Consider the following 26,958-nt stretch of genomic DNA (forward strand, 5'->3'; position numbering starts at 1 on the left):
GATCCGTCCGCGGGACCCAGATCCGATCACCTCCCCGATCACCCGAGGACCGCCGCTGTGACCAACGCACGCCCCGTCGTACTCATCGCCGAAGAGCTCAGCCCCGCGACCGTCGAGGCGCTCGGCCCGGACTTCGAGATCCGGCACTGCAACGGAGCCGACCGTGACGAGCTGCTGGCCGCGCTCGCCGACGTCGACGCGCTGCTGGTCCGCTCGGCCACGAAGGTCGACGAGGAGGCGCTCGCAGCGGCGAAGGTCCTCAAGGTGGTGGCCCGCGCGGGGGTAGGGCTGGACAACGTGGACGTCAGGGCCGCCACCCAGAACGGCGTGATGGTGGTGAACGCGCCCACCTCCAACATCGTCAGCGCGGCAGAGCTGGCCGTCGCGCTGATGCTGGCGGCGGCCCGGCACGTCAGCCCGGCGCACGCCGCACTGCGCAACGGCGAGTGGAAGCGGTCCAGGTACACCGGCGTCGAGCTCTACGAGAAGACCGTCGGCATCGTCGGCCTCGGCCGCATCGGGGTCCTGGTGGCGCAGCGGCTGAGCGCCTTCGGGATGAAGGTGGTGGCCTACGACCCCTACGTCCAGGCCGGGCGCGCCGCGCAGATGGGCGTGCGCCTGGTCGACCTCGACACCCTGCTGGCCGAGTCGGACTTCATGTCGGTGCACCTGCCCCGGACCCCGGAGACGATGGGTCTCATCGGTGCCCCCGAGCTGGCCAAGGCCAAGCCCTCCCTGGTGCTGGTCAACGCCGCCCGCGGCGGCATCGTCGACGAGGCGGCCCTCTACGACGCGCTCAAGACCGGCGTCATCGCGGCCGCAGGCCTCGACGTCTTCGCCCACGAGCCGTGTACCGACTCCCCGCTCTTCGAGCTGGAGAACGTGGTGGCCACCCCGCACCTGGGTGCCTCCACGGACGAGGCACAGGAGAAGGCCGGGATCGCGGTGGCGAAGTCGGTCCGGCTGGCCCTCGCGGGCGAACTGGTGCCGGACGCGGTCAACGTCCAGGGCGGCGTGATCGCGGAGGACGTGCGTCCAGGCATCCCGCTCACCGAGAAGCTTGGCCGCGTCTTCACCGCCCTGGCCGGTGAGGTCGCCCAGCAGATCGACGTCGAGGTCCGGGGCGAGATCACCGAGTTCGACGTCAAGGTCCTGGAGCTGGCCGCGCTCAAGGGTGTCTTCTCCGACATCGTGGAGCACCAGGTCTCCTACGTGAACGCGCCGCTCCTGGCCGCCGAGCGCGGCACCGCGGTGCGGCTGGTCGCCGACCCCGAGAGCCCCGACCACCGCAACCTGATCACCATCCGCGGCACCCTGGCCGACGGCTCCCAGGTCTCGGTCGGGGGCACCCTGGTGGGGATCAACCAGCGGGAGCGGATCGTGGAGGTCAACGGCTTCGCCGTGGACCTGGAGCCCACCGACCACCTGGCCTTCTTCACCTACGAGGACCGGCCGGGCATGGTCGGCACCGTGGGCCAGATCCTGGGCGACGCAGGCGTCAACATCGCCGGCATGCAGGTCGCCCGGCAGGACAAGGGCGGCAGCGCCCTGGTGGCGCTCTCGGTGGACTCGGTCATCCCGGCCGAGACCCTGAGCGACATCGAGACGGCCATCGACGCCGCGGCCGTCCGCGCCGTCGACCTGGGCTGACCAGGACCGGGACCGGGCTCGACCGGGACCGGCGCGCCGGCTCAGGCGATCCGGATCCGCCGGACCTCCGGGGCGCGGCTGAGGCGGGCGCGTGGGCGGTCGTCGTACCGCTGCACCTGCTCCCAGGCAAGGGCAAGCCTGCCCACCGCACGATCCAGGACCGCGGGCTCGGCCGTCCACGGGACGCGCAGGTAGGAGTCGAGGCCACCCTCGGCCGCGAAGACGGGCCCGGGAGAGACGGTGAGTCCCAGGGTCTCTGCCTCCGCGGCCAGGGCGGTCGCCCCCGGACGCGGCAGCTGGCACCACAGGGCGAGACCGCCCGTGGGGACCCGGAACCGCCACTGGGGCAGCGCCGTGCGCAGCGCGGAGACCAGGTGGTCCCGCTGCCGACGCAGCCGGGTCCGGTGCCAGGCCAGCATCTCCTCCGGCGCGGCGAGGAGGTGGGTCAGCACCAGCTGCTCGAGGACCGGCGAGCCCAGGTCCAGAGAGGTGCGGCCGTGCACCAGCCTGTCCAGGTGCTCGTGCGGTGCCCGGATCCAGCCGAGCCGCAGTCCTCCCCAGAAGGTCTTGCTGGCGCTGCCCAGGGTGATGCTGCCCGGGGCCAGTGCGGTGAAGGGGGACGGCATCTCCTGCCCCTCCAGGGCCAGCGCCTGGTGCGCCTCGTCGACCACGGCGATGGTGCCTGCGGCGGCCAGGTGGGCGGCGTAGGTGGCGCGCTGCGGCGTCGACATCAGAAGTCCGGTGGGGTTCTGGAAGTCCGGCACCAGGTAGGCCAGCGTGGGCCGGACCCGCCGCAGCTCGGCGCCGATCGTGTCCAGGTCCCAACCGTCGGGGTCGACCGGGGCGCTGTGCAGCCGGGCCCCCGCGTTCCTGATCGCCTGGGTGGAGTTGGGGTAGACCGGCGACTCCACGAGCACCCGGTCCCGGGGACCGGTGAAGGACTGCGCGACGATGGCCGCCGCCGACAGGGCCCCCGGCGTGACGATGATCTGCTCCGGCTCGGTCGGCAGGCCGCGTGCGTCGTACGTCGCGGCGACGGCACGTTGCAGGACCGGGAGCCCGGAGGGGAAGTAGCCGTGGCCGCCGAGGTAGGCGGGCAGGTCCTGCATGGCCCGCGCGTAGGCGGCCGCGAGGCCGGGCGGTGCGGTCGGGGCGGCGCAGTCCAGGTCGATGCCGTCGTTGTCGCCGCCCGGTCGGGGCACCAGGGCCCGGTCGTGGGCGCGCTCCCGGCCACCGGGGACCCGGGTGAAGGTGCCGGCGCCCCGTCTCGACTCGGCGTACCCGGCCTCGCGCAGCACGGCGTACGCGCGGGTGACCGTGGTCCGGGACAGGCCCAGCTCGGCCACCAGCTCGCGCTCCGAGGGCAGCCGGGTCGCCAACGGGATGCGTCCGTCCCCGATCAGCAGCGTCAGCTGCTCGGCCAGGCCCAGGTAGGCCGGCGAGCGGTCGAACGGGCCGACGAGCGCGGCGACCCGGCGGGACCCGATGGACGACATGGGGCCAGCGTTTCACGATTGGCTCTTTTTCAGAAGGCCAATCTGGGTGACGCTGCTCCGGTGACCATCGAGGAGACCCCGGCGCGACCCGAGCTGCGCAGCGACCTGGGGCCGCTGGACCAGCTGCGAGCCGGCAGAATGACCCGGCGCCTGACGCAGCTGGCCCTGGGCCTGTTCCTCTACGGGGCGTCCCTGGCCATGATGGTCCGCGCCGGACTGGGTCTGGCGCCCTGGGACGTCCTGCACTCGGGCCTGGTCCGGCACGTGCCCGTCACGTTGGGCCAGATGGTGGTGCTGACGAGCTTCGCGGTGCTGCTGCTGTGGATCCCGCTCGCCGAGGTGCCGGGCCTGGGCACGCTCGCGAACGCCGTGGCGGTGGGGCTGGCCGCCGACGCCACCCTGGCGGTGCTGTCCGTGCCCGAGCCGCTCTGGGCTCGCGCCGGACTGATGCTCGCCGGGGTCGTCCTGAACGCCCTGGCGACCGCGGCCTACATCGGCTCCCAGCTGGGCCGAGGCGCCCGGGACGGACTGATGACCGGTCTGGCCCGGCGTACCGGATCGTCCTTGCGGCTGGTGCGCACCGGCATCGAGGCGAGCGTGGTGCTCCTCGGCCTGGTGCTCGGCGGGGTGCTGGGCCTGGGCACGGTGCTGTACGCGCTCGCCATCGGACCGCTGGCCCAGCTGGCGCTCCCGTGGCTCACCGTGCGGCTGGACCCCGTGGGTCCGTCTCTCAGCGGCGGGTGGCGATCAGGGCGGACGCGTCGGGCGCGATCATCACCTCGACGGCGGTGAAGCGCTCGTCGGTCAGCCACTGCTCGCGCAGGGTGTCGACCCGGCCGAGGTAGATCGGCGGCCAGGACTCGCACGGGGTGAAGTCGTCGAGGACCACGATTCCCCCCGGCTCGACGAGGTCGGCGACCACGTCGACCCGCACGCTGTCCGGCTCGCCGGAGTCCAGGAAGAGCAGCGAGAACGGACCCTTGCCGCTCAGGGTCGACCAGTCGGCAGCGAACACCTCCACCGACGGGTCGTCGGTGAAGATCTCGGCGGCGGCAGAGGCGAGCTTGGGGTTGAGCTCGGCGGTGAGGATGCGGGCATCGGTGCGGACGCCGGAGCGGAGCCAGGCGGTGCCCACCCCGCAGCCGGTACCGAACTCGGCCATCGTGCCCTCCCGGGTCGCGGCCAGGGCGGCCAGCAGGCGCCCGGTCTCGTTGCGGCAGAACGACACGTAGCCCGCCTTGCGGGAGACGTCGAACGCTCGGGCGACGATCTCGGGGAGGTAGGGAGGGGCGCTCATGATTCGAGTCTCTCATCTTGGGAAAGCAGTCCCGAAATGTGGACATCCGGGACGAGGTGCTGGCCGGGTCCGCCAGGGCGGCGTACTGTCTCCGCCATCATGCGGAGCGTGTTCGTACTCATCGGCTGCCGCGGCGAGGCCTGAAGAGGGCCACCTCGCCGCGGAGTTCGGCGTTGCGCGGCCCTCGACCAGCAGTCCTTCACTGCACTGCGGCGGTCCGCCTCCTGGCACGACAGCGCGATCCGCTCCCGCCAGACCAGCCGGCCAGACCCGGACACACCGGGCCCGGGCCGGCCCGGGTCATGGTCCGGCCGCCCACGTGATCCGTGGGCCCGGCCTCCGGAGCCGCCGCGGAGCACGGGACTCGTCCCCGAGCAGCATCCGCCAGCACCACACACCGCGCAGGAGCGCCACATGTACAACCTCTACCCCGCAGAGTGGGGCCCGGCCCGTCACGACCCGGAGAGCCAGCAGCACCACCAGGCGCTGCAACGGGCGCTTGACCTCCGAGACAATGGCGGTCAGCGTCCCGATGACAACTAATCTCGGTCCCATGAACCCCTCCCTCCCCACGCCGACCAACCTCGCCGTCATCCCTGGCGACGGCATCGGCCCCGAGGTCACGACCGAGGCGCTCAAGGTGCTCGAGGCCGTGGCCCCCCAGACCTTCGTGACCACCCGCTACGACCTGGGCGCCGAGCGCTACCTCGCGACGGGCGAGGTGCTCCCCGACTCGGTGCTCGAGGAGATCCGGGGCCACGACGCGATCCTGCTGGGCGCTGTCGGCGGCAAGCCCAACGACCCCAACCTTCCCCCGGGGATCCTGGAGCGCGGGCTGCTGCTGCGGCTGCGCTTCGCGCTGGACCACTACGTCAACCTGCGCCCCTCCCGGATCTTCCCCGGCGTCCCCTCCCCGCTCGCCGCCCCCGGCGAGGTCGACTTCGTCGTGGTGCGCGAGGGCACCGAGGGCCCCTACACCGGCAACGGGGGCGCGCTCCGGGTCGGCACCCCGGCGGAAGTCGCGACCGAGGTCAGCGTCAACACCGCCTACGGCGTCGAGCGGGTGCTCCGCGACGCCTTCGCCCGGGCCCAGAAGCGGCCCCGGCGCACCCTGACCCTGCTGCACAAGACCAACGTCCTGGTGCACGCCGGATCGACCTGGTGGCGGCTCTTCGAGCAGGTGGGCCAGGAGTTCCCCGAGGTCACCCGCAACTACATGCACATCGACGCGGCGATGATCCACATGACGACCGACCCGTCGCGGTTCGACGTGATCGTCACCGACAACCTGTTCGGCGACATCATCACCGACCTGGCGGCCGCCATCACCGGTGGCATCGGCCTGGCCGCCTCGGGCAACGTCAACCCCGACCGCACCTCGCCGTCGATGTTCGAGCCGGTGCACGGCTCCGCCCCCGACATCGCCGGGCAGCAGAAGGCAGACCCCACGGCCGCCATCCTGTCGGTGGCGCTGATGCTGGACCACCTCGGGCACGGCGACGCCGCCGCCCGGGTGGAGAAGGCCGTGGTGGCCGACATCGCCGGCCGCTCCCAGGGGGCCACCCGGACCACCGCAGCCGTCGGCGACGCCATCGCCGAGCGCGTGTAGCGTGCGAAGCATGAAGATCAGCACCACGCCCTCGACCACACCCGTGGAGGACTCCCGGCTCGCGGCGATCCTCGGTGACCCCGGTTTCGGCGAGCACTTCACCGACCACATGTTCACCGTCGAGTGGACGCCGGAGGAGGGCTGGCACGGCGCCCGGACCACGACGTACGGCCCCATCTCGATGGACCCGGCGACCGCGGTCCTGCACTACGCCCAGGAGACCTTCGAGGGGATGAAGGCCTACCGGCACGCGGACGGGTCCGTCTGGACCTTCCGCCCTGAGGAGAACGCCCTGCGGATGGCGCGCTCCAGCGTCCGGCTGGCCCTGCCCGAGCTGCCGGTGGAGGACTTCGTCGCCGCGGTCGACGCCCTCATCGAGATCGACCAGCGCTGGGTGCCGGACGCCGCGGGGGAGAAGAGCCTCTACGTGCGTCCCTTCATGATCGCCACCGAGAAGTTCCTCGGGGTGCGGCCCGCGCGCCACGTCACGTTCATGGTGATCGCCAGCCCCGCCGGGTCCTACTTCAAGGGCGGGGTCAAGCCGGTCACCCTGTGGCTCGCCGAGGACTACACCCGTGCCGGGCGCGGGGGCATGGGTGCGGCCAAGACCGGTGGCAACTACGCGAGCTCGCTCGTCGCCCAGCAGGAGGCCACGGCCAAGGGCTGTGACCAGGTGGTGTTCCTGGACGCGCAGGAGGGCAGGTACGTCGAGGAGCTCGGCGGGATGAACCTCTACTTCGTCCACGCCGACGGGCACATCGTCACCCCGGAGCTGAGCGGCACGATCCTGGAGGGCATCACCCGCGACTCGATCATCGAGCTCGCCGGCAAGCTCGGGCACCGGGTGGAGGAGCGCAAGGTCGCCATCGAGGAGTGGCGCGAGGGGATCGCGTCGGGCGAGATCGTGGAGATCTTCGCCTGTGGCACTGCCGCGGTGGTCACCCCGGTGGGCGCCCTGAAGTCCGCCGGCGGGGACGTCTCGGCACCGTCCAGCACCGAGCTGACGATGCGGATCAGGCAGGCCCTGGTCGACATCCAGTACGGACGCGCCGACGACACCTTCGGCTGGATGCACCGGGTCCTCTGAGCGTCGCGGCCACCTGGCCGCGACGAGCGGGTTAACCTCGGCGGGTGAGCACGTCCCCCAGTCATCCGACCCCGCCGTCCGAGCTGCGGGTCGGCGGCTACCGGCTGCTCGCCCGGCTCGGGGAGGGCGGCATGGGGGTGGTCCACCTCGCGCAGCGCCCCGGTGGCCGGCGGGTCGCGCTGAAGGTGATGCGACCCCACGTCGTGGGCGACCACGAGGCACGCGAACGGCTCGCCCGCGAGGTCGCCTCGCTGTCGCGGATCCGCAGCCCGCGGGTGGCGGAGATCGTCGACGCCGACCCGTGGGGCGAGATCCCCTACGTCGCCACCCGGTACGTGCCCGGGCTCCCCCTGCACGACGCGGTGCAGCAGGAGGGGCCGATCACCGGCATCGACCTCGACTGGTTCGCGCGGTGCCTGGTCGAGGCACTGGGCGACGTCCACGGCGCCGGGGTGCTGCACCGGGACGTCAAGCCCTCCAACGTGCTCATGGAGGGCCGGGCCCCGGTGCTCATCGACTTCGGTCTCGCCCGGGTGGCCGACGACCCGCGCCTGACCCAGACCGGGTGGCTGATCGGCACTCCGGGATACCTGGCGCCGGAGATCCTGCACGGCGAGGACGCCTCCGCCGCCTCCGACATCCACTCCCTGGCGGCCACGATCGCCTTCGCCGGCACCGGACGCGCGCCCTTCGGTCGCGGTCCGGCGATGGCCATCATGGACCGGGTACGGCGCGGCGAGCACGACCTCTCCGGTCTTCCCGAGCGGCTGCGCGAGGTCGTGCAGGCGGCCCTGGACCCCGAACCCGAACGGCGGCCGGTACTGGCCGAGGTGCTCGACTGGCTGGAGGGCCGGCGCCCGAGCGGGCCGTGGGACCCCGTCGACGACCTGTTCACCGCGCCGCTGGTCGCAGTGGCCTGGCCCGAGGTGGCAGCCGAACCCGCTCCCGAGGACTCCGCGCCCGAGGACAGAGAGCCGACCGCCCGCTTCGAGACCCCGACCCTCGTCGACCACTCGCGCGCCGACCTCTACGACGACCGGGCGCACGACGACCGGGCGTACGACGACCGGGCGTACGACGACCGGGCGTACGCGGCTGATCGTCGCGAGGGCGATGAGCCGGTCGAGGACCTGCTGCCCTGGGACCAGACGCCCGAGGTGGCCGAGCACACCGGGCTGGGCGAGCGTGCCCGCCGGCTGACCCTGCTCGGTGGCCTCGGCGCCGCAGTGGCCGGGGCCAGCGCCGTGGCGCCGTACGTGACGATCGCGGTGACGATGCTGGTGGTGTGGCTGCTGCGCAGCGGCTCGCTGGCGGCCTCCGCGGCCGGGGAGCGGCGCCGGCTCCGGGGACGTCGCTGGTACGACGGCGTGCAGCTCACCCTCGCCGCCCCCTGGCACCTGGCGGCCTCGATCCCGGGGACGCTGCTGCTGGGACTCTGGGCCGCTGGGATCGGGGCGGCCGCCGCGCTGCTGTGCTTCGCGGTGGCACTGTCCGCCGGCACCTCGCTGAGCGTGATCGGCGGCGCGTTCGCCCTGGGACTGTGGCTGGGCCCCGGCGGCGGTCGGGTACGGCGGCCGGTGCGCCGCGTCCTGACCCCGCTGGCGGCCACCCCCGTGGTCTGGCTGGTCGCGGCGGCCGTGGTGCTGGCGACCGCCTCCGGCTTCTGGGCGCTGGCCGGGCAGCAGGAGGTCAGCTGGGCGCCGTGGTCCGGGGCGCCGTGGCAGGGGATCAGCCTCTCCGACCTGCTGTGAGCGGGGCTCACCCACCGGGGCCGGATCGCGAGATCGTGCCGGCGCCGGCAGTGGGTCGTGGCACCATGGGCCCCATGCAGATGCAGGGGATCATTCGCTAGCGCGTCGAGCTGATTCGACGCGCAACCTTCCGTGCCACGGGAGGTTTTTTTGTTGCACAGACCAGACGAGAGAAGTCGTGATGGACCTGCAGGGCTCGTTCCACGTGTACGACACCACGCTGCGCGACGGCGCTCAGCAGGAGGGGCTCAACCTCTCCGTGGCTGACAAGCTGACCATCGCGCGACAGCTCGACGGGCTCGGCGTGGGATACATCGAGGGGGGATGGCCGGGCGCCAACCCCAAGGACACCGAGTTCTTCCGGCGGGCCGCGGCCGAGCTGGACCTGCGCCACGCGAGGCTCACCGCCTTCGGCTCCACCCGCCGCGCCGGCGTCCGGGCCGCCGACGACCCGATGGTCGCGGCGCTGCGCGACTCGGGCGCCTCCGTGGTCACCCTGGTGGCCAAGTCGCACGACCGGCACGTGGAGCTGGCCCTGCGGACCACGCTGGAGGAGAACCTCGCGATGGTCAGCGACACCGTGTCCCACCTGCGAGCCGAGGGCCAGACGGTCTTCCTGGACGCCGAGCACTTCTTCGACGGCTACCGCGCCAACCGGTCCTACGCCCTGGAGGTGCTGCGCGCCGCCTACGAGGCCGGTGCCGAGGTGGCTGCGCTGTGCGACACCAACGGCGGGATGCTGCCCGGGTGGGTCTCCGACGTGGTCCACGACGTCATCGAGACCACGGGTGGCCGCGTCGGGATCCACTGCCACAACGACACCGGCTGCGCGGTGGCCAACACGCTGGCCGCCGTCGAGGCCGGCGCCAGCCACGTGCAGGGCACCATCAACGGCTACGGCGAGCGGACCGGCAACGCCGACCTGATCTCGGTGGTTGCCAACCTCCAGCTCAAGCTGGACCGGCCCGTGCTGCCCGAAGGGCTGCTGCGCGAGGCGACCCGGATCGCGCACGCCGTGGCGGAGGTGACCAACTTCCCGCCAGCCAGCCGCCAGCCCTACGTGGGCACCTCGGCGTTCACCCACAAGGCGGGGCTGCACGCGAGCGCGATCAAGGTCGACCCGGACCTCTACCAGCACATGGACCCCGCGGGCGTGGGCAACGACATGCGGCTCCTGGTCTCCGACATGGCCGGGCGGGCCTCGATCGAGCTCAAGGGCCGCGAGCTCGGGTTCGACCTCTCCGGTGACCGCGAGCTCGTCACCCGGGTGACCGACCGGGTCAAGGCGATGGAGCAGTCCGGCTACACCTTCGAGGCCGCCGACGCCTCCTTCGAGCTGTTGCTGGTCGAGGAGGTGGAGGGTCGCCGCCCCTCCTACTTCGAGGTGGAGTCGTGGCGGGTCATCACCGAGACGCTCCCCAGCGGCGAGGAGGCGGTCTCCGAGGCAACGGTCAAGCTGGTCTCCTCCGGGGTGCGGTTCGTGGTCACCGGGGAGGGCAACGGACCGGTCAACGCCCTGGACGAGGCGCTGCGCTCGGCCATCTCGCAGGCCTACCCGGAGGTCGCCAAGTTCGAGCTGATCGACTACAAGGTCCGCATCCTCGACGCCGGTCACGGGACCGATGCCATCACCCGGGTGCTGATCGAGACCACCGATGGCGAGTCCTCGTGGGTGACGGTCGGCGTGGGTCACAACGTGATCGAGGCATCCTGGGGTGCTCTCGTGGACGGCCTCACCTTCGGGCTGCGTCGGCACCACGTCTGATCCCGGCACCGGCCGTCTCGACCGGCCGTCCACAGGCAGGGGTGGAGGATTCAACCTCCCTGTCGCTGGGAAGGGTGCGCGTATGCGATCGAGTCTCACCCCGCCCCACGCGCGCGTGCTGCTGTCCTGCCTCCTGCTCGGCCTCGGCGTGAGCGTGCTCGCCCTACCGGTGCCCGCTCACGCCACGGTCGCCGAAGGGGAGGAGGCGGGCCGGATGGTGCTGGTGCTCGACTCCTCGGGATCGATGAAGGAGCAGGCTGGCGGCACGACCAAGATCCAGGCGGCGAAGGAGGCGCTCGGCCTGGTGGTCGAGCAGCTCCCGGAGGACGCCGAGGTCGGGATCAGGGTCTTCGGCGCCGAGGTCTTCGACCGCAGCAAGCCCGGCGCGTGCACCGACAGCCAGAACGTCGTGCCGGTGGGTCCGCTGGACCGTGGGGCGCTGACCGCGGCCGTCGCCGACTACCAGCCGTACGGCGAGACCCCCATCGGTCACGCTCTGGGGGAGGCGGCCAAGGACCTGGGCCCCGGGGCCGAGGGTGAGCGTCGCACGATCGTGCTCCTCTCCGACGGGGAGCCGACCTGCCAGCCCGACCCGTGCAAGGTGGCGGAGCGGCTCGCCAAGCAGGGGGTCGACCTGGCCATCAACGTCGTCGGCCTGGATGTGTCGGGCAAGGCCCGCGAGGCGCTGCAGTGCATCGCGCGTGCGGGCAACGGGGACTACTACGACGCCGGGTCCGCCGACGAGCTGGCCAACAGCCTGATCAAGGTCAGCGTCCGCGACCTGCGTGGCTTCCGGCTGACGGGGGAGCGCGTCGAGGGCGGCACCACCCCCCAGGACGCCCTGCCGATCGAGCCGGGGACCTACGTCGACACCTCCCTGCCCGAAGAGGGTCTGCGCTACTACCTGGTCGACCGGCCCGAGGGGGGCGGGGTCTCGTTCTCGGCCTTGGTGCGCCCGCCGAAGGGGGACGAGAACTGGAACACCGTGGTCAGCGTCTCCCTGCTGACCCCCGACGGCCAGCGGTGTGCCCATTCCTACGCCCAGTCCCTGCAGGTCCTCGGGATGACGCCGCTGACCTCCACCGCTGTCACCTTCAACCCGTTCGCCCAGACCCGGCTCGCCAGTGAGGAGTGCGTGGCGGCTCCGCAGCTGCTCGCGGCCGTCTCCAGCAAGGCCGGGGTCGGTGACTACCGCCTGCAGGTGAGCACCCAGCCCGCGGTGCAGAACGCCGACGCCCTGCCGGGTCCGGTGGCGGACGAGGGTGACTGGATCGACGTCGTCGACGTCGCGACGGCAGGCCCCCGAGAGCCGGTGGTGGGCGGGGTCAACTTCGATGACGCGCCCGAGCTGGTGCCCGGTACGACGTACTCGGACTCGCTCCGTCCCTCGGAGGTGCTGGTCTACAAGGTGCGTGCGGGCTACGGCCAGGCGGTCCGGCTCAGCGCCAGCCTGGGCACCGACCCGCAGGCAGCCTCGGTGGTGGGCCTCCAGGGCCCGCACGTCACACTCCACTCCTACTCCGGACTCGGGCAGCGGCTGACCCAGGTCAACGAGCCCGACAAGGGCGTCAGGAGCTCGGAGTTCTACAACGGTGGCGAGCCGCGCCTGCTGACCGCCGTGGTGCCACCGATCCGGGTGCGCAACGTGGAGTCACCTCAGCCCGGCGTCCGTACGCTCATCCAGGACGGCTACCAGTACTTCGCCCTCGGCATGGCCCGCGCGGTCAGCGCGCAGGACGCTCAGTTCGCCGCACCCGTCACCATCTCCGCCGAGCTGGTGGGGGAGGTCGAGGGAGAGCCCGAGTACGCCGGAGACGTGGCGGGGCCCGGCGACGAGGGAGCCGCGGCCGCCGAGGACGGGGGGACGTCCGAGACGCCCGACCAGAGCTCGAACCAGGCCGCGGTGGAGAGCGACGACCCTGCCCCGGTGGTGTGGTGGACCCTCGGCGGCCTGGGGGTGCTGCTCCTGGCTGCGGCGGCCGTGGTCCTGGTCCGGCGTTCGCGCGCATAGGGTCGCCGGTATGGCCGAGCTGCACGACCTGACCGCCCTGGAGCAGGGCGCGGCGGTACGACGCGGGGAGGTGTCGCCCCTCGAGCTCGTGGAGCACTACCTGGCCCGGGCCGACACCGTCGGCGCGTTCGTCACCCGGGTGCCAGAGCTGGCCCTCGCCCGCGCCCGGGCGCTCCCGGACGGTGGTGGGTCTCCGCTGCACGGGGTGCCCACGGCGATCAAGGACCTAAACCCCACAGCCGGCGTGCGCACGACCTTCGGGTCCGCGGCCTACCACGACCACGTGCCCGAGACCTCCGACGACGTCACCAGCTCCATCGAGGCCGCCGGCATGGTCTGGCTGGGCAAGACCAGCACGCCGGAGTTCGGTTCACCCTGCTACACCGAGCCCGAGGGCCTGCCGGCGGCGGTGACCCCGTGGGACCGCACCCGCATGGCCGGCGGCTCCTCGGGCGGCGCGGCGGCCGCGGTGGCCGCCGGGCTGGTCCCGGTGGCCCAGGGCTCCGACGGCGGCGGTTCGATCCGGATCCCCGCGTCGTGCTGCGGGCTCGTGGGGCTGAAGCCCTCGCGGGGCCGGATCAGTGGCGCCCCGATGTACGGCGACCCGGTGGGTCTGGCCACGGCGGGATCACTGGCCCGCACCGTGCGGGACGCGGCCGCCCTGCTCGACGTGCTGGCCGGGCGCCGGGTGGGTGATCCCAGCTGGGCTCCCGAGCCGAGCACCACCTTCCTGGCAGCCTGCGACGCCGCCCCGGGACGCCTGCGGGTGGCGCGCTTCTCGGCCCCGATCATCGCCGAGACCGACGTCGACGTCGAGTGCCTGCAGGCCTGGGAGGACGCCTCGGCGCTGCTGGAGTCGCTGGGCCACGTGGTCGAGGACGTGCCGGTGCCGCTGGACCGCGCCGCGGTCGGCGTCTTCGAGACCTGCTGGGCAGTGCTCACCGCCCTCTCCAGCGCGCCTCCCGGCCGGGAGCAGCAGCTGCGTCCGCTGACCCGCTGGCTCAGCGGGCGAGGCCATGCGGTCACGGCGCCGGAGTTCGGGCTGGCCATCGGGCAGCTGCGGCGGCTTGCGGCCCAGGCCCTGACCGCGCTGGCGCCGTACGACCTGGTGCTCACCCCGACCCTGGCCTCACCCCCGCTGCCGGTCGGGGCGCTGCGCGACGACGCGGACCCGGCCGCCGACTTCGCGGCACAGAAGGCCTTCACCCCGTGGACCTCGGCCTGGAACGTGACCGGGATGCCCGCGGTCTCGCTGCCCCTGCACTGGACGCCGACGGGACTGCCGGTCGGGGTGATGCTGGCGGCCCGGCCCGCCGAGGAGGCGCTCCTGCTGGCGGTCTCCGCCCAGGTCGAGGCCGCTGTCCCCTGGGCGCACCGTCGGCCTCCGGGCTGGTGAGGCGTCCCGGTCAGTCGTCGCCGATGCCGCGCGCGTGCAGTGCCTCACCGGTGTGCCGGGCGTGCGCGACCGAGCGGATCACCATCGGGGTCAGCAGTGCTCGGGGGTCCCGCTCCAGGCCCCGGGCCCGGGCCGCGGCCCTGGTCTCCTGGGCGATCTCCATGGTGGTGGGGATGGCACGCAGCACCAGGCTGAAGGCCAGCGCCACCCGCTCGGGATTCACCCCGACGCGGCTCAGGGGGCGCAGGCCGTGGGTGATGGCGTCCAGGATCGCGTCCACGCCGGTGGTGGCCGTCAGCACCGTGGCGAGCAGGACCAGGGCGACGAGGTCGGCGACCTGCTCCACGGCCAGCGCCCAGTTGCGCTGCCAGGCCGCGAAGGCGGCCAGCATCAGCGCGACGAGCAGGATGCCGCGCAGTGCGCGCAGCGTGAGGCGCAGTCCCATGCCGGAGGAGGCGACGACCGCGACGGAGACCGCGAGGGCGCCCAGGGCGGTGCCGGGACCGCGCAGCGCCACCACCACGACGCTGGCCAGCATCAGGCCCACCAGCTTGGCGCCGGCGGGCAGCCGGTGCAGCCAGGTGTGGCCGGGCCGGTAGCTGCCCAGCAGCAGGGCGCTGGTGCCCTGACTCATGCTGTCGCCCGGTAGTGCGCCACCGCGTCGCTCGCGCTCCCGTCGAAGACCACCCGGCCCTGCGACATCACCAGGGCCCGGTCGCAGCGCGCGGCCAGGTCGAGGTCGTGGGTGAGCAGCACCAGCTGCTGGGGGAGCGCCAGCAGCAGGTCCCCGATGAGCCGGCTGTTGGCCAGGTCCAGCAGGGTGGTCGGCTCGTCGGCGACCACGACCTCGGGGTCGCAGGCCAGCACGCCGGCGATCGCCAGCAGCTGGCGCTGACCGCCGGACAGGGCGTGCACGCTGCGGTCGGCCAGCTCGGCGATCCCGAAGGAGTCCAGCACGGCCACCGCGGCGCGGCGGCGCTCTTCCTTGTCCTTGTGGGCGCGGCGCAACGACAGTGCGACGTCCTCCACCACCGTGGGCATCACCAGCTGCGCCGAGGGGTCGGTGAACACGAAGCCCACGCGGCGACGCACTTCGCGGCCCTGCGTGGCAGCGTCGAGGTCTCCGACCCGCACGTGCCCCGCCGAGGGGGTGACCAGGCCGTTGAGCAGCCGTGCCAGCGTGGACTTGCCCGACCCGTTGGGGCCGATCAGGGCGATGCGCTGCTCGGTGAGGACCAGCGACGTCTCCTGCACGATGACCAGCTCGCCGTCGGTGGTGGGGGCGGTGACGACCACGCGGTCCAGCTCGATGCGGCTCACGCGGTGATGGTCTCCCGTGGCTTCTCGGCGCCGGTACGCCGGGTGCCCAGCAGGTCGGGGAACGCGCGGTGCACCGCGGTGGCCACCAGGGCCATCGCGATGTTCTTGAGCACGTCGCCGATCCAGAAGATCTTGTCGGTGTCCCACGCCGCCGACCAGCTCATCGGTGCGCGCCAGACCAGGCCGGCCATGCCCAGGGTGTGGATGAACAGGGCGCTGCTGACCAGGCCGGCGGCGAAGAGCAGGGGAGTGGAGGTGGCGACCTGCTTGCGCGGCAGTCGCTGCACCAGGAACCCGCAGCAGAGGGCGGCCAGGGGGAAGCCGACCAGGTAGCCCACGGTCGGGCCCTGGAAGACGGCCAGGCCCGCTCGGCCACCGGAGAACACCGGCAGTCCAGCGGCCCCGACGGCGAGGTAGAGCAGCACCGCCAGGAGGCCGCGGCGAGCGCCCAGGACGGCGCCGGCCAGCAGCACGCCGAAGGTCTGGAGGGTGATCGGCACCGGGCCCGTCAGCTTGATCGACGGCAGGATGGCGCACACGCAGATGAGCGCCGCGAATCCGGCGATCAGCGCGATGTCGGTGCTGGAGCGGCGGTTGCCGGAGGTCATGGGAGGACTCTCTTGCCGGGCGTCCAGGCGAAACTGAACGATGGTCAGGTGAACGGCGTTCAGGTTAGGCTGAGTCCCACAGTGCGTCAACCGCTGTATGCCACGTCACACTCGCTCTCGGCGAGCACCCTCACCGGACCGGAGGTCAGATGCGCTACCACCGCGGCGACATCGTGGAGCGGGCCATCGAGGTCCTGGACCAGTACGGGCTGGCCGACCTCACCATGCGTCGACTGGGCTCGGAGCTGGGGGTCCAGCCGAGCGCGCTCTACCACCACTTCGCCAACAAGCAGTCGCTGCTGGGCGCCGTGGCCGACGAGCTGCTCGCGCGCGGGCTGCGGCCACCGGTCGAGGGCCCCTGGGACGACCAGGTGCAGGCGGTCTGCGTGCAGCTGCGCGATGCCATGCTGGCCTGGCGCGACGGCGCGGAGCTGGTCGCCACGGTGCACGCCTTCGGCCTCGGCGCGCGCGCGGCGTACGACGCGATGGTCGGGGCGCTGGCCGACAGCGGGCTGCCGGACCAGATGGTGCCCACGGCTGCCCGGGCCCTGCTCCACCTGGTCTTCGGCCACACGGCCGAGGAGCAGACCCAGCTCCAGGCGAGCAGCGTCGGCGCCATCGACCTGGCGCCGAGCGAGAGCTCGGACTTCACCGACTCGCTGGCGCTGCTCCTGGACGGGATCCGGGTGCGCGTCAGCCCGGGTGTACCACGGCGCCGTGCAGCTCCGCGAGCAGCACCGCCCCGGTGAGGTCGAGCCTGGTGCCGCGCAGCTGCGCCGCGGCCAGGTCGACCCGGTCCAGCGACGCGCCGACCAGGTCCGCGCCCACCAGCTTGGCGTCGCGCAGGTTGGCGCCGTCCAGCTGCGTGCCGCGCAGCAGCGTCCCGCTGAGGTCGGCCAGGGAGAGATCCGCCTCGCGCAGGTCCAGACCCGAGAGGTCCAGCTTGGTCAGGTTGGCCCCGCGCAGGGAGGAGCCGCGCCACTGGCCGCCCAGGATCCGCATGGGTCGGGTGGTGCACTCGGCGAACGTCGTGCCGACCACCTTGCACCCCTCGAAAGTCACGTCGAACAGGCTGCAGCGCCGCAGCTCGCACGCCACGAAAGCGGAGGCGAGGTGCACCGAGGAGTTGAAGCGGCAGCCGTCGAAGACGCAGTGCTCGAAGACCGCACCCGAGGTGCGCACCTCGCTGAGGTCCACCTGGCTGAAGGTGCAGCGCACGAACCGGGTGGCGCCCAGGTCGTCGCCGTACCAGTCGTCGCCGTTGAAGGTGACGTCCTCGTGCACCTCGACGGTCATCGTTGCCTCACCGGCGCGGCAGCCGGCCGTGGGGCGAGGGCAGTGGCGGGCAGCAGAAGGATGGGGAGCCGGCGTCGCACCTGGGCAGGATAGCCGCGGCTAGAGTGACCGCCGTGATCGTGTCGCACCAGCACCGCTTCATCTTCCTCAAGACCCGGAAGACCGCGGGCACCAGTGTCGAGATCGCGCTGTCCAAGATCTGCGGGCCCGACGACGTGATCACCGCGATCAGCCCCGAGGACGAGCAGCTGCGGGCCGCCGCCGGTGGACGACCGCCGCAGAACTTCGACGCCCCGCCGCTGCCGCGCCGCGCCTACAACCACATGCGCGCCCAGATGGTCCGCAACGTCGTCGGTGCGCAGGTGTGGAACGACTACTTCAAGTTTGCGGTGGAGCGGAACCCCTGGGACACCGTGGTCTCGCTCTACTTCTGGAAGTTCCGCGAGCGGCCCGGAGCCCGGACCGCTCCGCCGTTCGGGGAGTTCGTCTGGGAGGAGTCGGTGGAGAAGCTCGCCGCCAACCAGCGGATCTACCGGATCCGCGGCGCCGTCGCCGTCGACCGGGTGCTGCGCTACGAGCGGCTCACCGAGGAGCTGACCCAGGTGTGGTCGGACCTGGGGCTGCCCGGGGAGCCGGCGCTGCCCCGGGCCAAGGGATCGGCGCGGCCCCGCCGCGACTACCGCGACCTCTACGACGACGAGTCCCGGCAGCGGGTCGCCGACCTGTTCGCCGCCTCCGTCCGGGACTTCGGCTACGAGTTCTGAGCGGCCGGGACCGAGGCGTCGGGGTCCCGACCCACCCTCTGGCCCACCGTCTGGCCCACCGTCTGGCCCACCGTCTGGCCCAGCGTCCAGGAGTCCAGCAGCCGACAGCCGCCCGCCTGGTACCAGGCGAGGTCCAGCCGCTCGGCCCGGCACCGGGTCGGTATGGCGGCGCCCAGGGACGTCCGGGTTGAGTCCTCGGTGACGTCTGCGGAGAGCGCGTCCAGCGTCAGGTGCGGCTGCGGGACGCCGAACGCGCCGCCGTACGGCGGGCACTGGTCGAACTCCTCGAACAGCGCCGCGGTGAGGCGGGAGAACGGTTCGGCGGGCTCCGGAACCAGGTGCACGATGCCGTTGGGGAACGTCGCGAGCCGCCGGAGGACGAAGTCGAAGGGCTCGATCCGGGCCACGACCTGCGTGACGCGGGTCGCGGTCCGCGGGTCGTGCCGGGGCAGGAACGGGCCGAGCGCAGTGATGTGCGCGTGCGTGAACGCGGGGTCGGGGGAGAGGAAGTCGGTGTCGTAGTACGCCGTCCGTCGGCGCACCCAGGGCTCCAGCGGCGGCACCGGCACCTGCAGCACCGAGTGCCCCGGCCAGGGGCCCGGCTCCCGGCTGGCCCCACCCGCTGCGGCAGCCGGTGTCTGGGCGCCGGGCTGGGTGGCCCTCATGCCGGGACGGGCGCCAGCGCGAGCAGCCGGTCGCACTCCGCGAGCAGTCGCGCGCGCAGCGGCGCCGCGCGCTCGCTGAAGCCCCGCTGGGCCGCGACGTACTCCTGCTTGCCCTCGGGTGTCTCGATCCGCACCGGCAGGAACGGCTGGCCGTCCACCTCGAGCCCGGAGAGGTCGTACGGCGCCGCGCGCATGTCCATCACCCTGACGTCGCGGGCCAGCTCGAAGCAGTCGGCCACGAGGTCCGAGCAGATCATCGGGGTGAGCCGGAAGGCGTGCTTGTAGAGGTCCATGGTGGCGTGCAGACAGCCCGGTTGCTCCAGGTCGGCGCGGTCGTGCGGCGCGGGCTGCAGCAGGTTGAGGGGCCGGGCGGGCGGGGTGAAGAAGCGGAAGGCGTCGAAGTGCGAGCAGCTGATCCGGTGCGCCTCGACGACCTCGTCGGTGCCGTCGGGACCCAGGCGCAGGGGCCAGTCCGAGTGTCGGGTGCCGTCCTGGGGGAGCCGGTAGACCATGGCCCACTCGTGGAGGCCGAAGCAGCCGAACTGAGGTGCCCGCCCAGCCGTCGACCGGAGCAGCCTCGCCAGGGTCTGGAGCAGGACGCGCTGGCCGTCGACGTACGTCCGGGCGACGGTGACGAGGTCGCCGTCGCACCGGTATCCCTTCAGGCCGGCGTGCTCGTCGGCGCCCCGCAGGGCGACCCCGAAGCCGGGGTGCCACCTGCGCAGCTGGGCCGGGCGCTGGGCGTAGTAGGTGAAGAGGAAGTCGTGCACGGGGTGCTTGACCCGGGTCTCCCGGCGGGCCAGGTGGGGGGCGACGAAGGGCTCCACCCGTGCGGCGTGCGCCTGCGCGCGGGCGCGCCACGTCGGCTCGTCGAGAACTGGGTCGCACGTGGCCGTGGGCACGATCCCAGCCTAGGCGGATAGGCTCGGGTGGTGCGTATCGCCAGATTCACCACCGGGGAAGAGCCGCAGTACGGCATCGTGACGGGGGAGGTCGACGAGTTCGGCCAGCCCGCTGAGGACACCACGATCGTGGCGTTGGCGGGAGATCCGCTCTACGTCGGGATCAAGCTGCTCGCGGAGGAGCACAAGCTCTCCGACGTGCGGCTGCTCGCGCCGGTGCTGCCGCGCAGCAAGGTGGTGGGCATCGGCCGCAACTACGCCGACCACGCGGCGGAGATGGGCAACGAGCTGCCGAGCGAGCCGTTGCTGTTCCTCAAGCCCAACACCTCGGTGGTCGGTCCCGGTGACCCGATCTTCTACCCCGCACAGTCGCAGCGCGTCGACTACGAGGGCGAGCTGGCCGTGGTCATCGGCCGGATCTGCCGCGACGTCCCGGTGGAGAAGGCCACCGACGTGATCCACGGCTACACGATCGGCAACGACGTCACCGCGCGGGACCTGCAGAAGTCTGACGTGCAGTTCACCCGGGCCAAGAGCTTCGACTCCTTCTGCCCGCTGGGCCCGTGGATCGAGACCGACCTGGACCCGGCGACCTTCGCCGACGGGGTGTCGATCCAGACCTACCTCAACGGCGACCTCGTGCAGGACGGCACGACCGCCGACCTGGTCTTCGACATCCCGACGTTGATCGCGCACGTCTCCAGCGTGATGACGCTGCTCCCCGGCGACGTCATCCTCACCGGCACCCCCGCGGGTGTCGGCCCCATGCAGGTCGGTGACGAGGTCGAGGTCTCGATCGCCGGCATCGGCACTCTGACGAACAAGGTGGCTCAGCGATGACGGTCTCGGCAGGAACGACGGACGACGGCAGCACGGGCTCGCGGGTACGGGTCCGCATGGCCCCTTCCCCGACCGGATCCCCGCACGTGGGGCTGGCGCGCACCGCGCTGTTCAACTGGGCGTTCGCGCGACACCACGGGGGCACCTTCGTGTTCCGGATCGAGGACACCGACAAGGAGCGCAACACCGAGGAGTCCTACCGCTCGCTGTTGGAGGTCATGCGCTGGCTGGGGCTGGACTGGGACGAGGGCCCCGAGGTGGGCGGCCCCTTCGGCCCGTACCTGCAGAGCGAGCGCGGCCACATCTACCGCGACGTCCTGGCACGGCTGGCCGAGACCGGCTACACCTACGACTGCTACTGCGAGAACTCCGAGGTCGAGGCGCGGCGCAAGGCCAGCGGCTCCAAGGTGATGGGGTACGACGGCTTCTGCCGCGACCTGAGCGCCGAGCAGCTGGCCGCCTTCGCGGGGCGTCCCAGCGTCGTGCGGTTCCGGATGCCCGAGGGAGAGATCTCCTTCGACGACCTGGTCCGCGGCACGATCTCCTTCCAGAGCGAGTTCGTCCCCGACTACGCGCTGGCGCGCGCCAACGGTGACCCGCTCTACACCCTGGTGGCGCCGGTGGACGACGCGCTGATGGAGATCACCCACGTGCTGCGCGGGGAGGACCTGCTCTCCAGCACGCCCCGCCAGATCGCCCTGTTCGAGGCGTTGAAGGAGATCGGCGTCGCCAAGGCGACCCCGGCCTTCGGTCACCTGCCCTACGTGATGGGGGAGGGCAACAAGAAGCTCTCCAAGCGCGACCCGGAGGCCGACCTGCTGGCCTACCGGGACAAGGGCTTCCTGCCCGAGGGCCTGCTCAACTACCTCGCCCTGCTCGGGTGGTCGATCGCTGCGGACCGCGACATCTTCACCCTGGAGGAGATGGTCGAGAAGTTCGAGCTCGGCGACGTGAACCCCAACCCGGCTCGCTTCGACCTGAAGAAGGCCGACGCGATCAACGCCTCGCACATGCGGCTGCTCACCCTCGAGGACCTCACCCACCGGGTGCTGCCGTTCCTGAAGGCGGCCGGGGTGGTCTCGGACCCGGTGAGCGACCTGGACTCCCGGATGCTCGAGCTGGCCATGCCACTGGTCTCCGAGCGGATGAACAAGCTCACCGAGGCCGTGGACATGCTCGGGTTCCTGTTCGTGGACGACGCGAGCCTGGTCCGCACCGACGTGATCGACGAGGCCGGCCGCGAGGTGGTCCAGGCGGCCGCTGCGGCCCTGGCCGAGGTGGACACCTGGTCGACGGAGGAGATCGAGGCGGCGCTGCGCTCGGCGCTGGTGGAGGAGCGGGGCCTCAAGCCCCGCCTCGCCTTCGGTCCGGTCCGGATCGCGATCTCGGGTCGCAAGATCTCGCCCCCGCTGTTCGAGTCGATGGAGCTGCTGGGCCGGGAGCGGTCCATGGCCCGGCTGAACGACGCCTTGGCCTGAGCCGGCCCCGTGAGCAACAGCGCACCCGGGTCCAGGCAGGCACCGCAGGCACCAGAGGAGCTCGGCTACCACCAGCTGCACCGGGGTGGCCCCCGGGGCGTGTGGCGGCCCGTCGTGGGGGTGCTGGCGGTCGCCCTGGGGACGTTCCTCGTGGCACCGCTGTTCTGGTCCACCGCGTTCGCGCTGGGATATGCGCTGGCCGGTGAGCCGGTGGCGGAGTCGATGGCCGCCCTCACCGACACCGACCACGCGACCCCGGCCACCTTGGCGTTCCTGAACCTGGCGCTGGCCAGCGCCATCCCGCTGGTGTGGGTGGTGAGCAGGACGCTGCACGGGCTCCGTCCCCGCTGGCTGTCCTCGGTGGGTCCGGGGCTGCGCATGCGGTACTTCCTGGTCTGCTTGGGCCTGGCGTTCCTGGCCCTGGTGGCCACCCTGGTCGTCGCCGCGGCGCTGCCCACGCCCGACGCCTCGAGCGAGGTCAGCGAGAGCGTGAACGACTTCACCACCACCACGCGGGACTTCCTGCTCGTGGTGCTCTTCCTCACCCCGTTGCAGGCCGCCGGTGAGGAGTACCTGTTCCGGGGCTACCTGACCCAGGCCTTCGGCGGGCTGTTCGCCTCCCGGGCGCTGGCGGTGCTGCTGCCCGCCCTGCTGTTCGCCCTGGCACACGGCGGCCAGGACCCGCCGGTCTTCTTCGACAGGTTCGCCTTCGGGGTCGTGGCCGGGATCCTGGTGATCGCCACGGGCGGGCTGGAGGCGGCGATCGCCATGCACGTGCTGAACAACTTCGTGGCGTTCGGGCTGGCGCTGGCCTTCAGCGACATCGGCACCGCGCTGACCCCCACCGGAGGGTCCTGGTGGAGCCTGCCGAGCACCCTCACCCAGTCGCTGGTCTACCTCGCGCTGGCGTTCTGGGCCGCCCGTCGGATGGGGCTGAGAACCACGGTGGAGGGGGGCGTTTTGGTGGCTCCGCCCGGCCGCGTGTATCGTTTCGCCTCGGTTCCGAAAGGCGCCTAAACCATGGGATATGGTGTAATTGGCAGCACGACTGATTCTGGTTCAGTTAGTCAAGGTTCGAGTCCTTGTATCCCAGCGAAATCCCGGTCTGACCAGGATTTGTGTGAGAACCAGCAGTTCGACTAGGGTTTCTCACCGTTGCCAGCAAGAAATTGCGGGTGACAAACGTGCAAGCCCCCGTTGTGTAGCGGCCTAGCACGCCGCCCTCTCACGGCGGTAGCGCCGGTTCGAATCCGGTCGGGGGTACAGCATTCGGAAGGGGCTCTGGCCAGCGGAGACGCTGGGCAGGGCCCCTTCCGGCATTCCCCCACGAGGCAGCGCGGCCGAGGGTGAGCCCAGGCGACCAGCCAGGGTTGATAGCGTCGACGTGGTGAGCACCAGCGTGAGCATCCGGCCCGGTCTTGCCGCCGACCTGCCCATGGTCTTCCGTGCCGAGCGGGACTACATCCGCGACATCGAGCCTGCCGCGGAGGCCGGGTGGACGCGTGCCCTGGACAAGAACCTCGAGCTCTGGGTCGGCTGCCTCGACCGCACGATCGTCGCGGAGGATGCTGAGGGGACAGTCGGGTTCGCCATGTGGATGCCCCACGAAGGCGCCGCGCTCCTGGTCACCATCCAGGTGCTCGACCACGCTCGGCGCCGCGGCGTCGGCAACGTGCTGCTGCAGCGCTACCTGGTGGATGCCGGGGCCGCCGGCCACCGGACGGCATCCCTCGGGGTGCACGCCTCCAATCCCGCCCGCCGGCTCTACGAGGCGGCCGGGTTCCGCCACTCGGGCGACGACGGCGACTACGCGCTCTACGAGCTGCGGCTCTGACCCTGCCGGCTTCACTGGCCTGTCCGAATCCCGCTAGTGCAGGACCCTCTGCCGAGGCAGGATGGGGACATGGCGACCTCCACGCACCTCGCGCCGACAGGGCAGGGGCTCGACCACGAAGTCTGCTACCGCGCCGTGCGCAGTCGGGATCGCCGCTTCGACGGGGTCTTCTACACCGCCGTGGCGACCACCGGGATCTATTGCCGCCCCTCGTGCCCTGCGCGCACCCCAGCGCCGGGCAACGTGAGCTTCCACCCGACTGCCGCGTCTGCGCAGGCCGCGGGATACCGCGCGTGCAAGCGGTGCATCCCCGATGCCACCCCCGGCAGCCCGGAGTGGGACGTCGCTGCCGACGTTGCCGGACGGGCGATGCGCCTGATCGCCGACGGCGTGGTGGATCGCACCGGCGTCGAGGGCCTGGCCGACTTCCTCGGCTACAGCTCTCGGCAGCTCAACCGGTTGCTCGTGCACCGGCTGGGTGCCGGCCCGCTGGCCCTGGCCCGCGCTCGGCGGGCCCAGACCGCCCGCATCCTCATCGAGAGCACTCACATGGGCTTCTCCGACGTCGCCTTCGCGGCCGGGTTCGCCAGCGTCCGTCAGTTCAACGACACCGTGCGTGAGGTGTACGCCGCCTCTCCGAGCGAGCTGCGGGGTCGCCGCGGGACGGGCCGCGATGCCACGGGGGGGATCGCCATGCGGCTGGCGGTCCGGACGCCGTTCGCCGGCAGCGCACTCCTGGAGTTCCTCGCCAGACGAGCCGTGCCGGGGGTCGAGACCGTCCGCGGGACGACGTACTCGCGCACCTTGCGCCTCCCGCACGGCCATGGCGTGGTCAGCCTCGTCCTGACCGACCAGACCTCCTCGGGCACCGCGTTCGTGCCCGCCACCTTCGCGCTCCTCGACCTGCGGGACACGACCGCGGCGGTCGAGCGGACGCGCAGGATCCTCGACGCGGACTGCGACCCGACGGCAGTAGCCGAGGCCTTCGCCCCCGACCCGGTGCTCGGTCCGCTCGTGGAACGGCAGCTCGGGCTGAGGGTTCCGGGCCACGTGGACGGCAGCGAGCTGGCGGCCCGGGCCGTGCTGGGGCAGCAGGTCAGCGTCGCCGGGGCGCGCACGACGACCGCCCGTCTGGTGCGCGAGCACGGCCAGGAGGTGGAGACGGGTGTCGAGGGCCTGACCCATCTCTTCCCTGACCCTGCCGCACTGTCGAGGCTGGACCCGGCGCAGCTGCCGATGCCCCGGGCACGCGGCCGGGCCCTGGTGGCGCTCGGGGCCGCCCTGGAGGCCGGCGACCTGCGGCTCGAGCGTGGTGTGGACCGGGACGCCGCGCGCGCCGCCCTGCTGGCCGTACCGGGCATCGGCCCGTGGACCAGCGACTACGTGGGGATGAGGGCGCTGGGGCATCCCGACCTCTTCCTGCCCACCGACACCGGGACCCGGGACGCACTGCGGCGCCTCGGTCGCGACCCCGGGCAGGCCCGGGTGATCGCGGAGCGCTGGCGACCGTGGCGCTCCTACGCGCAGATGTACCTGTGGCACTCCCTGACCCCGGCACCGCGACCGCACGAGGAGACCTGAGATGTGGACCCTGATGGACTCACCAATCGGAGAGCTGCGCATCGTGGAGCAGCACGACGCGATCGTCGCCATCGAGTTCTCGCCGTTCCGGCCTCCGGGGGAGCGCGCCCTGGGGGAGCGCGACGACGGCCACCCGGTGCTGGCCGAGGCGGTGCGACAGCTGCGGGCCTACTTCGGCCGAGAGCTGCAGGAGTTCGACCTGCCGCTGGCGCCCCAGGGCAGCGAGTTCGCCCAGCGGGTGTGGAAGGAGCTGCTGGCCCTGCCCTACGGGGAGACGGCCTCCTACGGGCAGATCGCGGTACGGCTGGGACACACCAACGCCGCCTCGCGGGCGGTGGGCCTGGCCAACGGCCGCAACCCGATCCCGATCGTCATCCCCTGCCACCGGGTGATCGGTGCCAACGGCGCCCTCACCGGCTATGCGGGCGGCCTGGAGCGCAAGCAGCTGCTGCTGGGGCTGGAGACCGACGGGCTCTTCTGAGGGCCGCCGGTCAGACCTGCGACGGGGCAGAGGGCCGGCGACGCAGCAGCGTCCCGGCGGCCGCCCCGAGCGCGGCCGGGACCCCGATCAGTGCGAGCAGGAACGGGACGAAGGTGGCCAGGTCCTCGAGGAACACCTCGAGGTCGAAGGAGCCGTCCTGAGCAGCCAGCCCGGTGACCGGGGCGAGCACCACCGCCACCACGCACCAGCGCACCAGCGTGGGCAGGAACCCGATGGACCGGGCGTCGAGGAAGGACCACACCAGGGCGACCAGCGCGTAGCCGGCGAAGAGCAGCAGCCCGACGCCCAGTCCGTCCTCCCCGGTGGCCAGCAGCAGCGCCAGGCCGTACCCGGCAGCCAGCACCAGCAGGCTCACGACCGTGGCGACGGTCCAGCTCATTCCGCGGCTGCTCGGCGCAGCGACTCCGAGAGCCGCTCGGCCGCGGCCAGCACGGCGGGAGCGTGCATGCGACCAGGCTGCCGGGAGAGTCGCTCCAGCGGACCGGAGACCGAGACCGCGGCGATGATCTTGCCGCCGGGAGAGCGCACGGGCGCCGAGACCGAGGCGACGCCCTGCTCGCGCTCGCCGACGCTCTGGGCCCAGCCCCGTCGACGGATGCCGGACAGCGCGGTGGCCGAGTACGCCGCGTTCTGCAGGCCCCGGTGCATGCGCTCGGGGTCCTCCCAAGCGAGCAGCACCTGGGCCGCGGACCCGGCGCGCATGGTCAGCTGGGAGCCGACGGGGATGGTGTCGCGCAGTCCGCTGGGACGCTCCGCGGCCGCGACGCAGACCCGGTGCTCGCCCTGGCGGCGCCACAGCTGGGCGGACTCGCCGGTGATGTCGCGCAGCCGGGCCAGCACGGGCCCGGCGGCGGCCAGCAGCCGGTCCTCGCCCGCCGCTGCCGACAGCTCGGCGAGCCGGGGGCCCAGCACGAAGCGTCCCTGCATGTCGCGGGCCACCAGGCGGTGGTGCTCCAGCGCGACGGCGAGCCGATGGGCGGTGGGTCGAGCCAGGCCTGTGCCGGCGACCAGTCCCGCCAGGGTGGCCGGGCCCGCCTCGAGGGCGGCGAGCACCAGGGCGGCCTTGTCGAGAACGCCGACTCCACTAGAGTTGTCCATATGGCAAT

Annotated in this window: 26 protein-coding genes and 2 tRNA genes; 18 read left to right on the plus strand and 10 right to left on the minus strand. The window is 72.4% G+C overall.

Going from position 1 to position 26,958, the window contains the following annotated elements:
- Positions 1–57 precede the first annotated feature (57 nt).
- On the plus strand, positions 58–1,650 hold the full coding sequence (gene serA, locus C0R66_RS06385; RefSeq protein WP_101523995.1) for a phosphoglycerate dehydrogenase: 1,593 nt from the start codon (positions 58–60) through the stop codon (positions 1,648–1,650).
- Positions 1,651–1,691: 41 nt separating this feature from the next.
- Here serA and yczR read toward each other — a convergent pair whose 3' ends face one another.
- On the minus strand, positions 1,692–3,146 hold the full coding sequence (gene yczR, locus C0R66_RS06390) for a MocR-like transcription factor YczR (RefSeq protein ID WP_101523996.1): 1,455 nt from the start codon (positions 3,144–3,146) through the stop codon (positions 1,692–1,694).
- Between the two features lie 60 nt (positions 3,147–3,206).
- Here yczR and yczE point away from each other — a divergent pair, with 60 nt between their 5' ends.
- Positions 3,207–3,938: a membrane protein YczE gene (gene yczE / locus C0R66_RS06395; protein WP_241901598.1), complete on the plus strand. Its 732-nt coding sequence runs from the start codon at positions 3,207–3,209 to the stop codon at positions 3,936–3,938.
- Here the strand turns inward: yczE and C0R66_RS06400 are convergent.
- Positions 3,877–4,443: an O-methyltransferase gene (locus C0R66_RS06400; RefSeq protein ID WP_101523997.1), complete on the minus strand. Its 567-nt coding sequence runs from the start codon at positions 4,441–4,443 to the stop codon at positions 3,877–3,879. The genes yczE and C0R66_RS06400 overlap by 62 nt on opposite strands.
- A 553-nt stretch (positions 4,444–4,996) precedes the next feature.
- Between C0R66_RS06400 and C0R66_RS06410 the strand changes: the two genes are divergently transcribed.
- The 6 genes from C0R66_RS06410 (at position 4,997) to C0R66_RS06435 (ending at position 14,062) form a co-directional block, all read left to right on the plus strand.
- Positions 4,997–6,052 carry a 3-isopropylmalate dehydrogenase gene (locus C0R66_RS06410; RefSeq protein ID WP_101523999.1) on the plus strand — a complete coding sequence of 352 codons (1,056 nt, stop codon included), beginning with the start codon at positions 4,997–4,999 and terminating at the stop codon, positions 6,050–6,052.
- 10 nt (positions 6,053–6,062) lie between these two features.
- A complete protein-coding gene (locus C0R66_RS06415; protein WP_101524000.1) occupies positions 6,063–7,139 on the plus strand; it encodes a branched-chain amino acid aminotransferase in 1,077 nt (358 codons plus the stop codon).
- A 44-nt stretch (positions 7,140–7,183) separates the two neighbouring features.
- Positions 7,184–8,890: a serine/threonine-protein kinase gene (locus C0R66_RS06420; RefSeq protein WP_101524001.1), complete on the plus strand. Its 1,707-nt coding sequence runs from the start codon at positions 7,184–7,186 to the stop codon at positions 8,888–8,890.
- 181 nt (positions 8,891–9,071) lie between these two features.
- Positions 9,072–10,655: a citramalate synthase gene (gene cimA, locus C0R66_RS06425; RefSeq protein WP_101526086.1), complete on the plus strand. Its 1,584-nt coding sequence runs from the start codon at positions 9,072–9,074 to the stop codon at positions 10,653–10,655.
- A gap of 82 nt (positions 10,656–10,737) precedes the next feature.
- Positions 10,738–12,666 carry a vWA domain-containing protein gene (locus tag C0R66_RS06430; RefSeq protein ID WP_101524002.1) on the plus strand — a complete coding sequence of 643 codons (1,929 nt, stop codon included), beginning with the start codon at positions 10,738–10,740 and terminating at the stop codon, positions 12,664–12,666.
- 10 nt (positions 12,667–12,676) lie between these two features.
- On the plus strand, positions 12,677–14,062 hold the full coding sequence (locus C0R66_RS06435; RefSeq protein ID WP_101524003.1) for an amidase: 1,386 nt from the start codon (positions 12,677–12,679) through the stop codon (positions 14,060–14,062).
- Between the two features lie 10 nt (positions 14,063–14,072).
- Here the strand turns inward: C0R66_RS06435 and C0R66_RS06440 are convergent, their stop codons facing one another.
- From C0R66_RS06440 to C0R66_RS06450, 3 genes are read right to left on the minus strand one after another with little or no spacing between them, the layout of a single operon-like run.
- Complete coding sequence (locus C0R66_RS06440) at positions 14,073–14,696, minus strand: energy-coupling factor transporter transmembrane component T family protein (protein ID WP_101524004.1); 624 nt, start codon at positions 14,694–14,696, stop codon at positions 14,073–14,075.
- Entirely contained in the window at positions 14,693–15,382 is a 690-nt protein-coding gene (locus C0R66_RS06445; RefSeq protein ID WP_101524005.1) for an energy-coupling factor ABC transporter ATP-binding protein, read from the minus strand. Before C0R66_RS06445 ends, C0R66_RS06440 begins: the two co-directional genes overlap by 4 nt.
- Positions 15,379–15,990 carry a biotin transporter BioY gene (locus C0R66_RS06450; RefSeq protein ID WP_101524006.1) on the minus strand — a complete coding sequence of 204 codons (612 nt, stop codon included), beginning with the start codon at positions 15,988–15,990 and terminating at the stop codon, positions 15,379–15,381. Before C0R66_RS06450 ends, C0R66_RS06445 begins: the two co-directional genes overlap by 4 nt.
- A 149-nt stretch (positions 15,991–16,139) precedes the next feature.
- Between C0R66_RS06450 and C0R66_RS06455 the strand changes: the two genes are divergently transcribed.
- Positions 16,140–16,739 carry a TetR family transcriptional regulator gene (locus C0R66_RS06455; RefSeq protein WP_101524007.1) on the plus strand — a complete coding sequence of 200 codons (600 nt, stop codon included), beginning with the start codon at positions 16,140–16,142 and terminating at the stop codon, positions 16,737–16,739.
- Here C0R66_RS06455 and C0R66_RS06460 read toward each other — a convergent pair.
- Complete coding sequence (locus C0R66_RS06460; RefSeq protein WP_101524008.1) at positions 16,684–17,286, minus strand: pentapeptide repeat-containing protein; 603 nt, start codon at positions 17,284–17,286, stop codon at positions 16,684–16,686. The two genes, C0R66_RS06455 and C0R66_RS06460, sit on opposite strands and share 56 nt — an antisense overlap.
- Positions 17,287–17,399: 113 nt before the next feature.
- Between C0R66_RS06460 and C0R66_RS06465 the strand changes: the two genes are divergently transcribed.
- Positions 17,400–18,050: a sulfotransferase family 2 domain-containing protein gene (locus C0R66_RS06465; RefSeq protein ID WP_158647928.1), complete on the plus strand. Its 651-nt coding sequence runs from the start codon at positions 17,400–17,402 to the stop codon at positions 18,048–18,050.
- Here C0R66_RS06465 and C0R66_RS06470 read toward each other — a convergent pair.
- Positions 18,038–18,715 (minus strand): 2'-5' RNA ligase family protein, encoded by a 678-nt coding sequence (locus C0R66_RS06470; RefSeq protein ID WP_101524010.1) that lies wholly within the window; start codon positions 18,713–18,715, stop codon positions 18,038–18,040. The two genes, C0R66_RS06465 and C0R66_RS06470, sit on opposite strands and share 13 nt — an antisense overlap.
- A complete protein-coding gene (locus C0R66_RS06475; RefSeq protein WP_101524011.1) occupies positions 18,712–19,617 on the minus strand; it encodes a 3-methyladenine DNA glycosylase in 906 nt (301 codons plus the stop codon). The genes C0R66_RS06470 and C0R66_RS06475 overlap by 4 nt, the downstream gene beginning before the upstream one ends.
- Before the next feature lie 30 nt (positions 19,618–19,647).
- On the opposite strand from C0R66_RS06475, the gene C0R66_RS06480 reads away from it, so the two are divergent.
- The 8 genes from C0R66_RS06480 to C0R66_RS06515 all read left to right on the plus strand — a co-directional run bounded on the left by C0R66_RS06480 (position 19,648) and on the right by C0R66_RS06515 (position 25,831).
- Positions 19,648–20,457, plus strand: a complete 810-nt coding sequence (locus C0R66_RS06480; RefSeq protein WP_101526087.1) for a fumarylacetoacetate hydrolase family protein — start codon at positions 19,648–19,650, stop codon at positions 20,455–20,457.
- 56 nt (positions 20,458–20,513) lie between these two features.
- Entirely contained in the window at positions 20,514–21,935 is a 1,422-nt protein-coding gene (gene gltX / locus C0R66_RS06485) for a glutamate--tRNA ligase (protein ID WP_240311627.1), read from the plus strand.
- Between the two features lie 9 nt (positions 21,936–21,944).
- Entirely contained in the window at positions 21,945–22,952 is a 1,008-nt protein-coding gene (locus tag C0R66_RS06490; RefSeq protein ID WP_101524013.1) for a CPBP family intramembrane glutamic endopeptidase, read from the plus strand.
- A gap of 4 nt (positions 22,953–22,956) precedes the next feature.
- Positions 22,957–23,028 (plus strand) — tRNA-Gln (locus tag C0R66_RS06495).
- A gap of 97 nt (positions 23,029–23,125) precedes the next feature.
- Positions 23,126–23,198 (plus strand) — tRNA-Glu (locus C0R66_RS06500).
- A gap of 124 nt (positions 23,199–23,322) precedes the next feature.
- Positions 23,323–23,769 (plus strand): GNAT family N-acetyltransferase, encoded by a 447-nt coding sequence (locus C0R66_RS06505; RefSeq protein WP_158647929.1) that lies wholly within the window; start codon positions 23,323–23,325, stop codon positions 23,767–23,769.
- A 69-nt stretch (positions 23,770–23,838) separates the two neighbouring features.
- Positions 23,839–25,350, plus strand: a complete 1,512-nt coding sequence (locus C0R66_RS06510; protein ID WP_101524015.1) for an AlkA N-terminal domain-containing protein — start codon at positions 23,839–23,841, stop codon at positions 25,348–25,350.
- Positions 25,351–25,363: 13 nt separating this feature from the next.
- On the plus strand, positions 25,364–25,831 hold the full coding sequence (locus tag C0R66_RS06515; RefSeq protein ID WP_241901599.1) for a methylated-DNA--[protein]-cysteine S-methyltransferase: 468 nt from the start codon (positions 25,364–25,366) through the stop codon (positions 25,829–25,831).
- A 10-nt stretch (positions 25,832–25,841) separates the two neighbouring features.
- Here C0R66_RS06515 and C0R66_RS06520 read toward each other — a convergent pair whose 3' ends face one another.
- Both C0R66_RS06520 and C0R66_RS06525 read right to left on the minus strand, forming a co-directional pair.
- Positions 25,842–26,231 carry a hypothetical protein gene (locus C0R66_RS06520; protein ID WP_101524017.1) on the minus strand — a complete coding sequence of 130 codons (390 nt, stop codon included), beginning with the start codon at positions 26,229–26,231 and terminating at the stop codon, positions 25,842–25,844.
- Positions 26,228–26,950 (minus strand): IclR family transcriptional regulator, encoded by a 723-nt coding sequence (locus C0R66_RS06525; protein WP_101524018.1) that lies wholly within the window; start codon positions 26,948–26,950, stop codon positions 26,228–26,230. The genes C0R66_RS06520 and C0R66_RS06525 overlap by 4 nt, the downstream gene beginning before the upstream one ends.
- Positions 26,951–26,958 lie beyond the last annotated feature (8 nt).

The organism is Nocardioides houyundeii (assembly GCF_002865585.1).
GTDB lineage: Bacteria > Actinomycetota > Actinomycetes > Propionibacteriales > Nocardioidaceae > Nocardioides > Nocardioides houyundeii.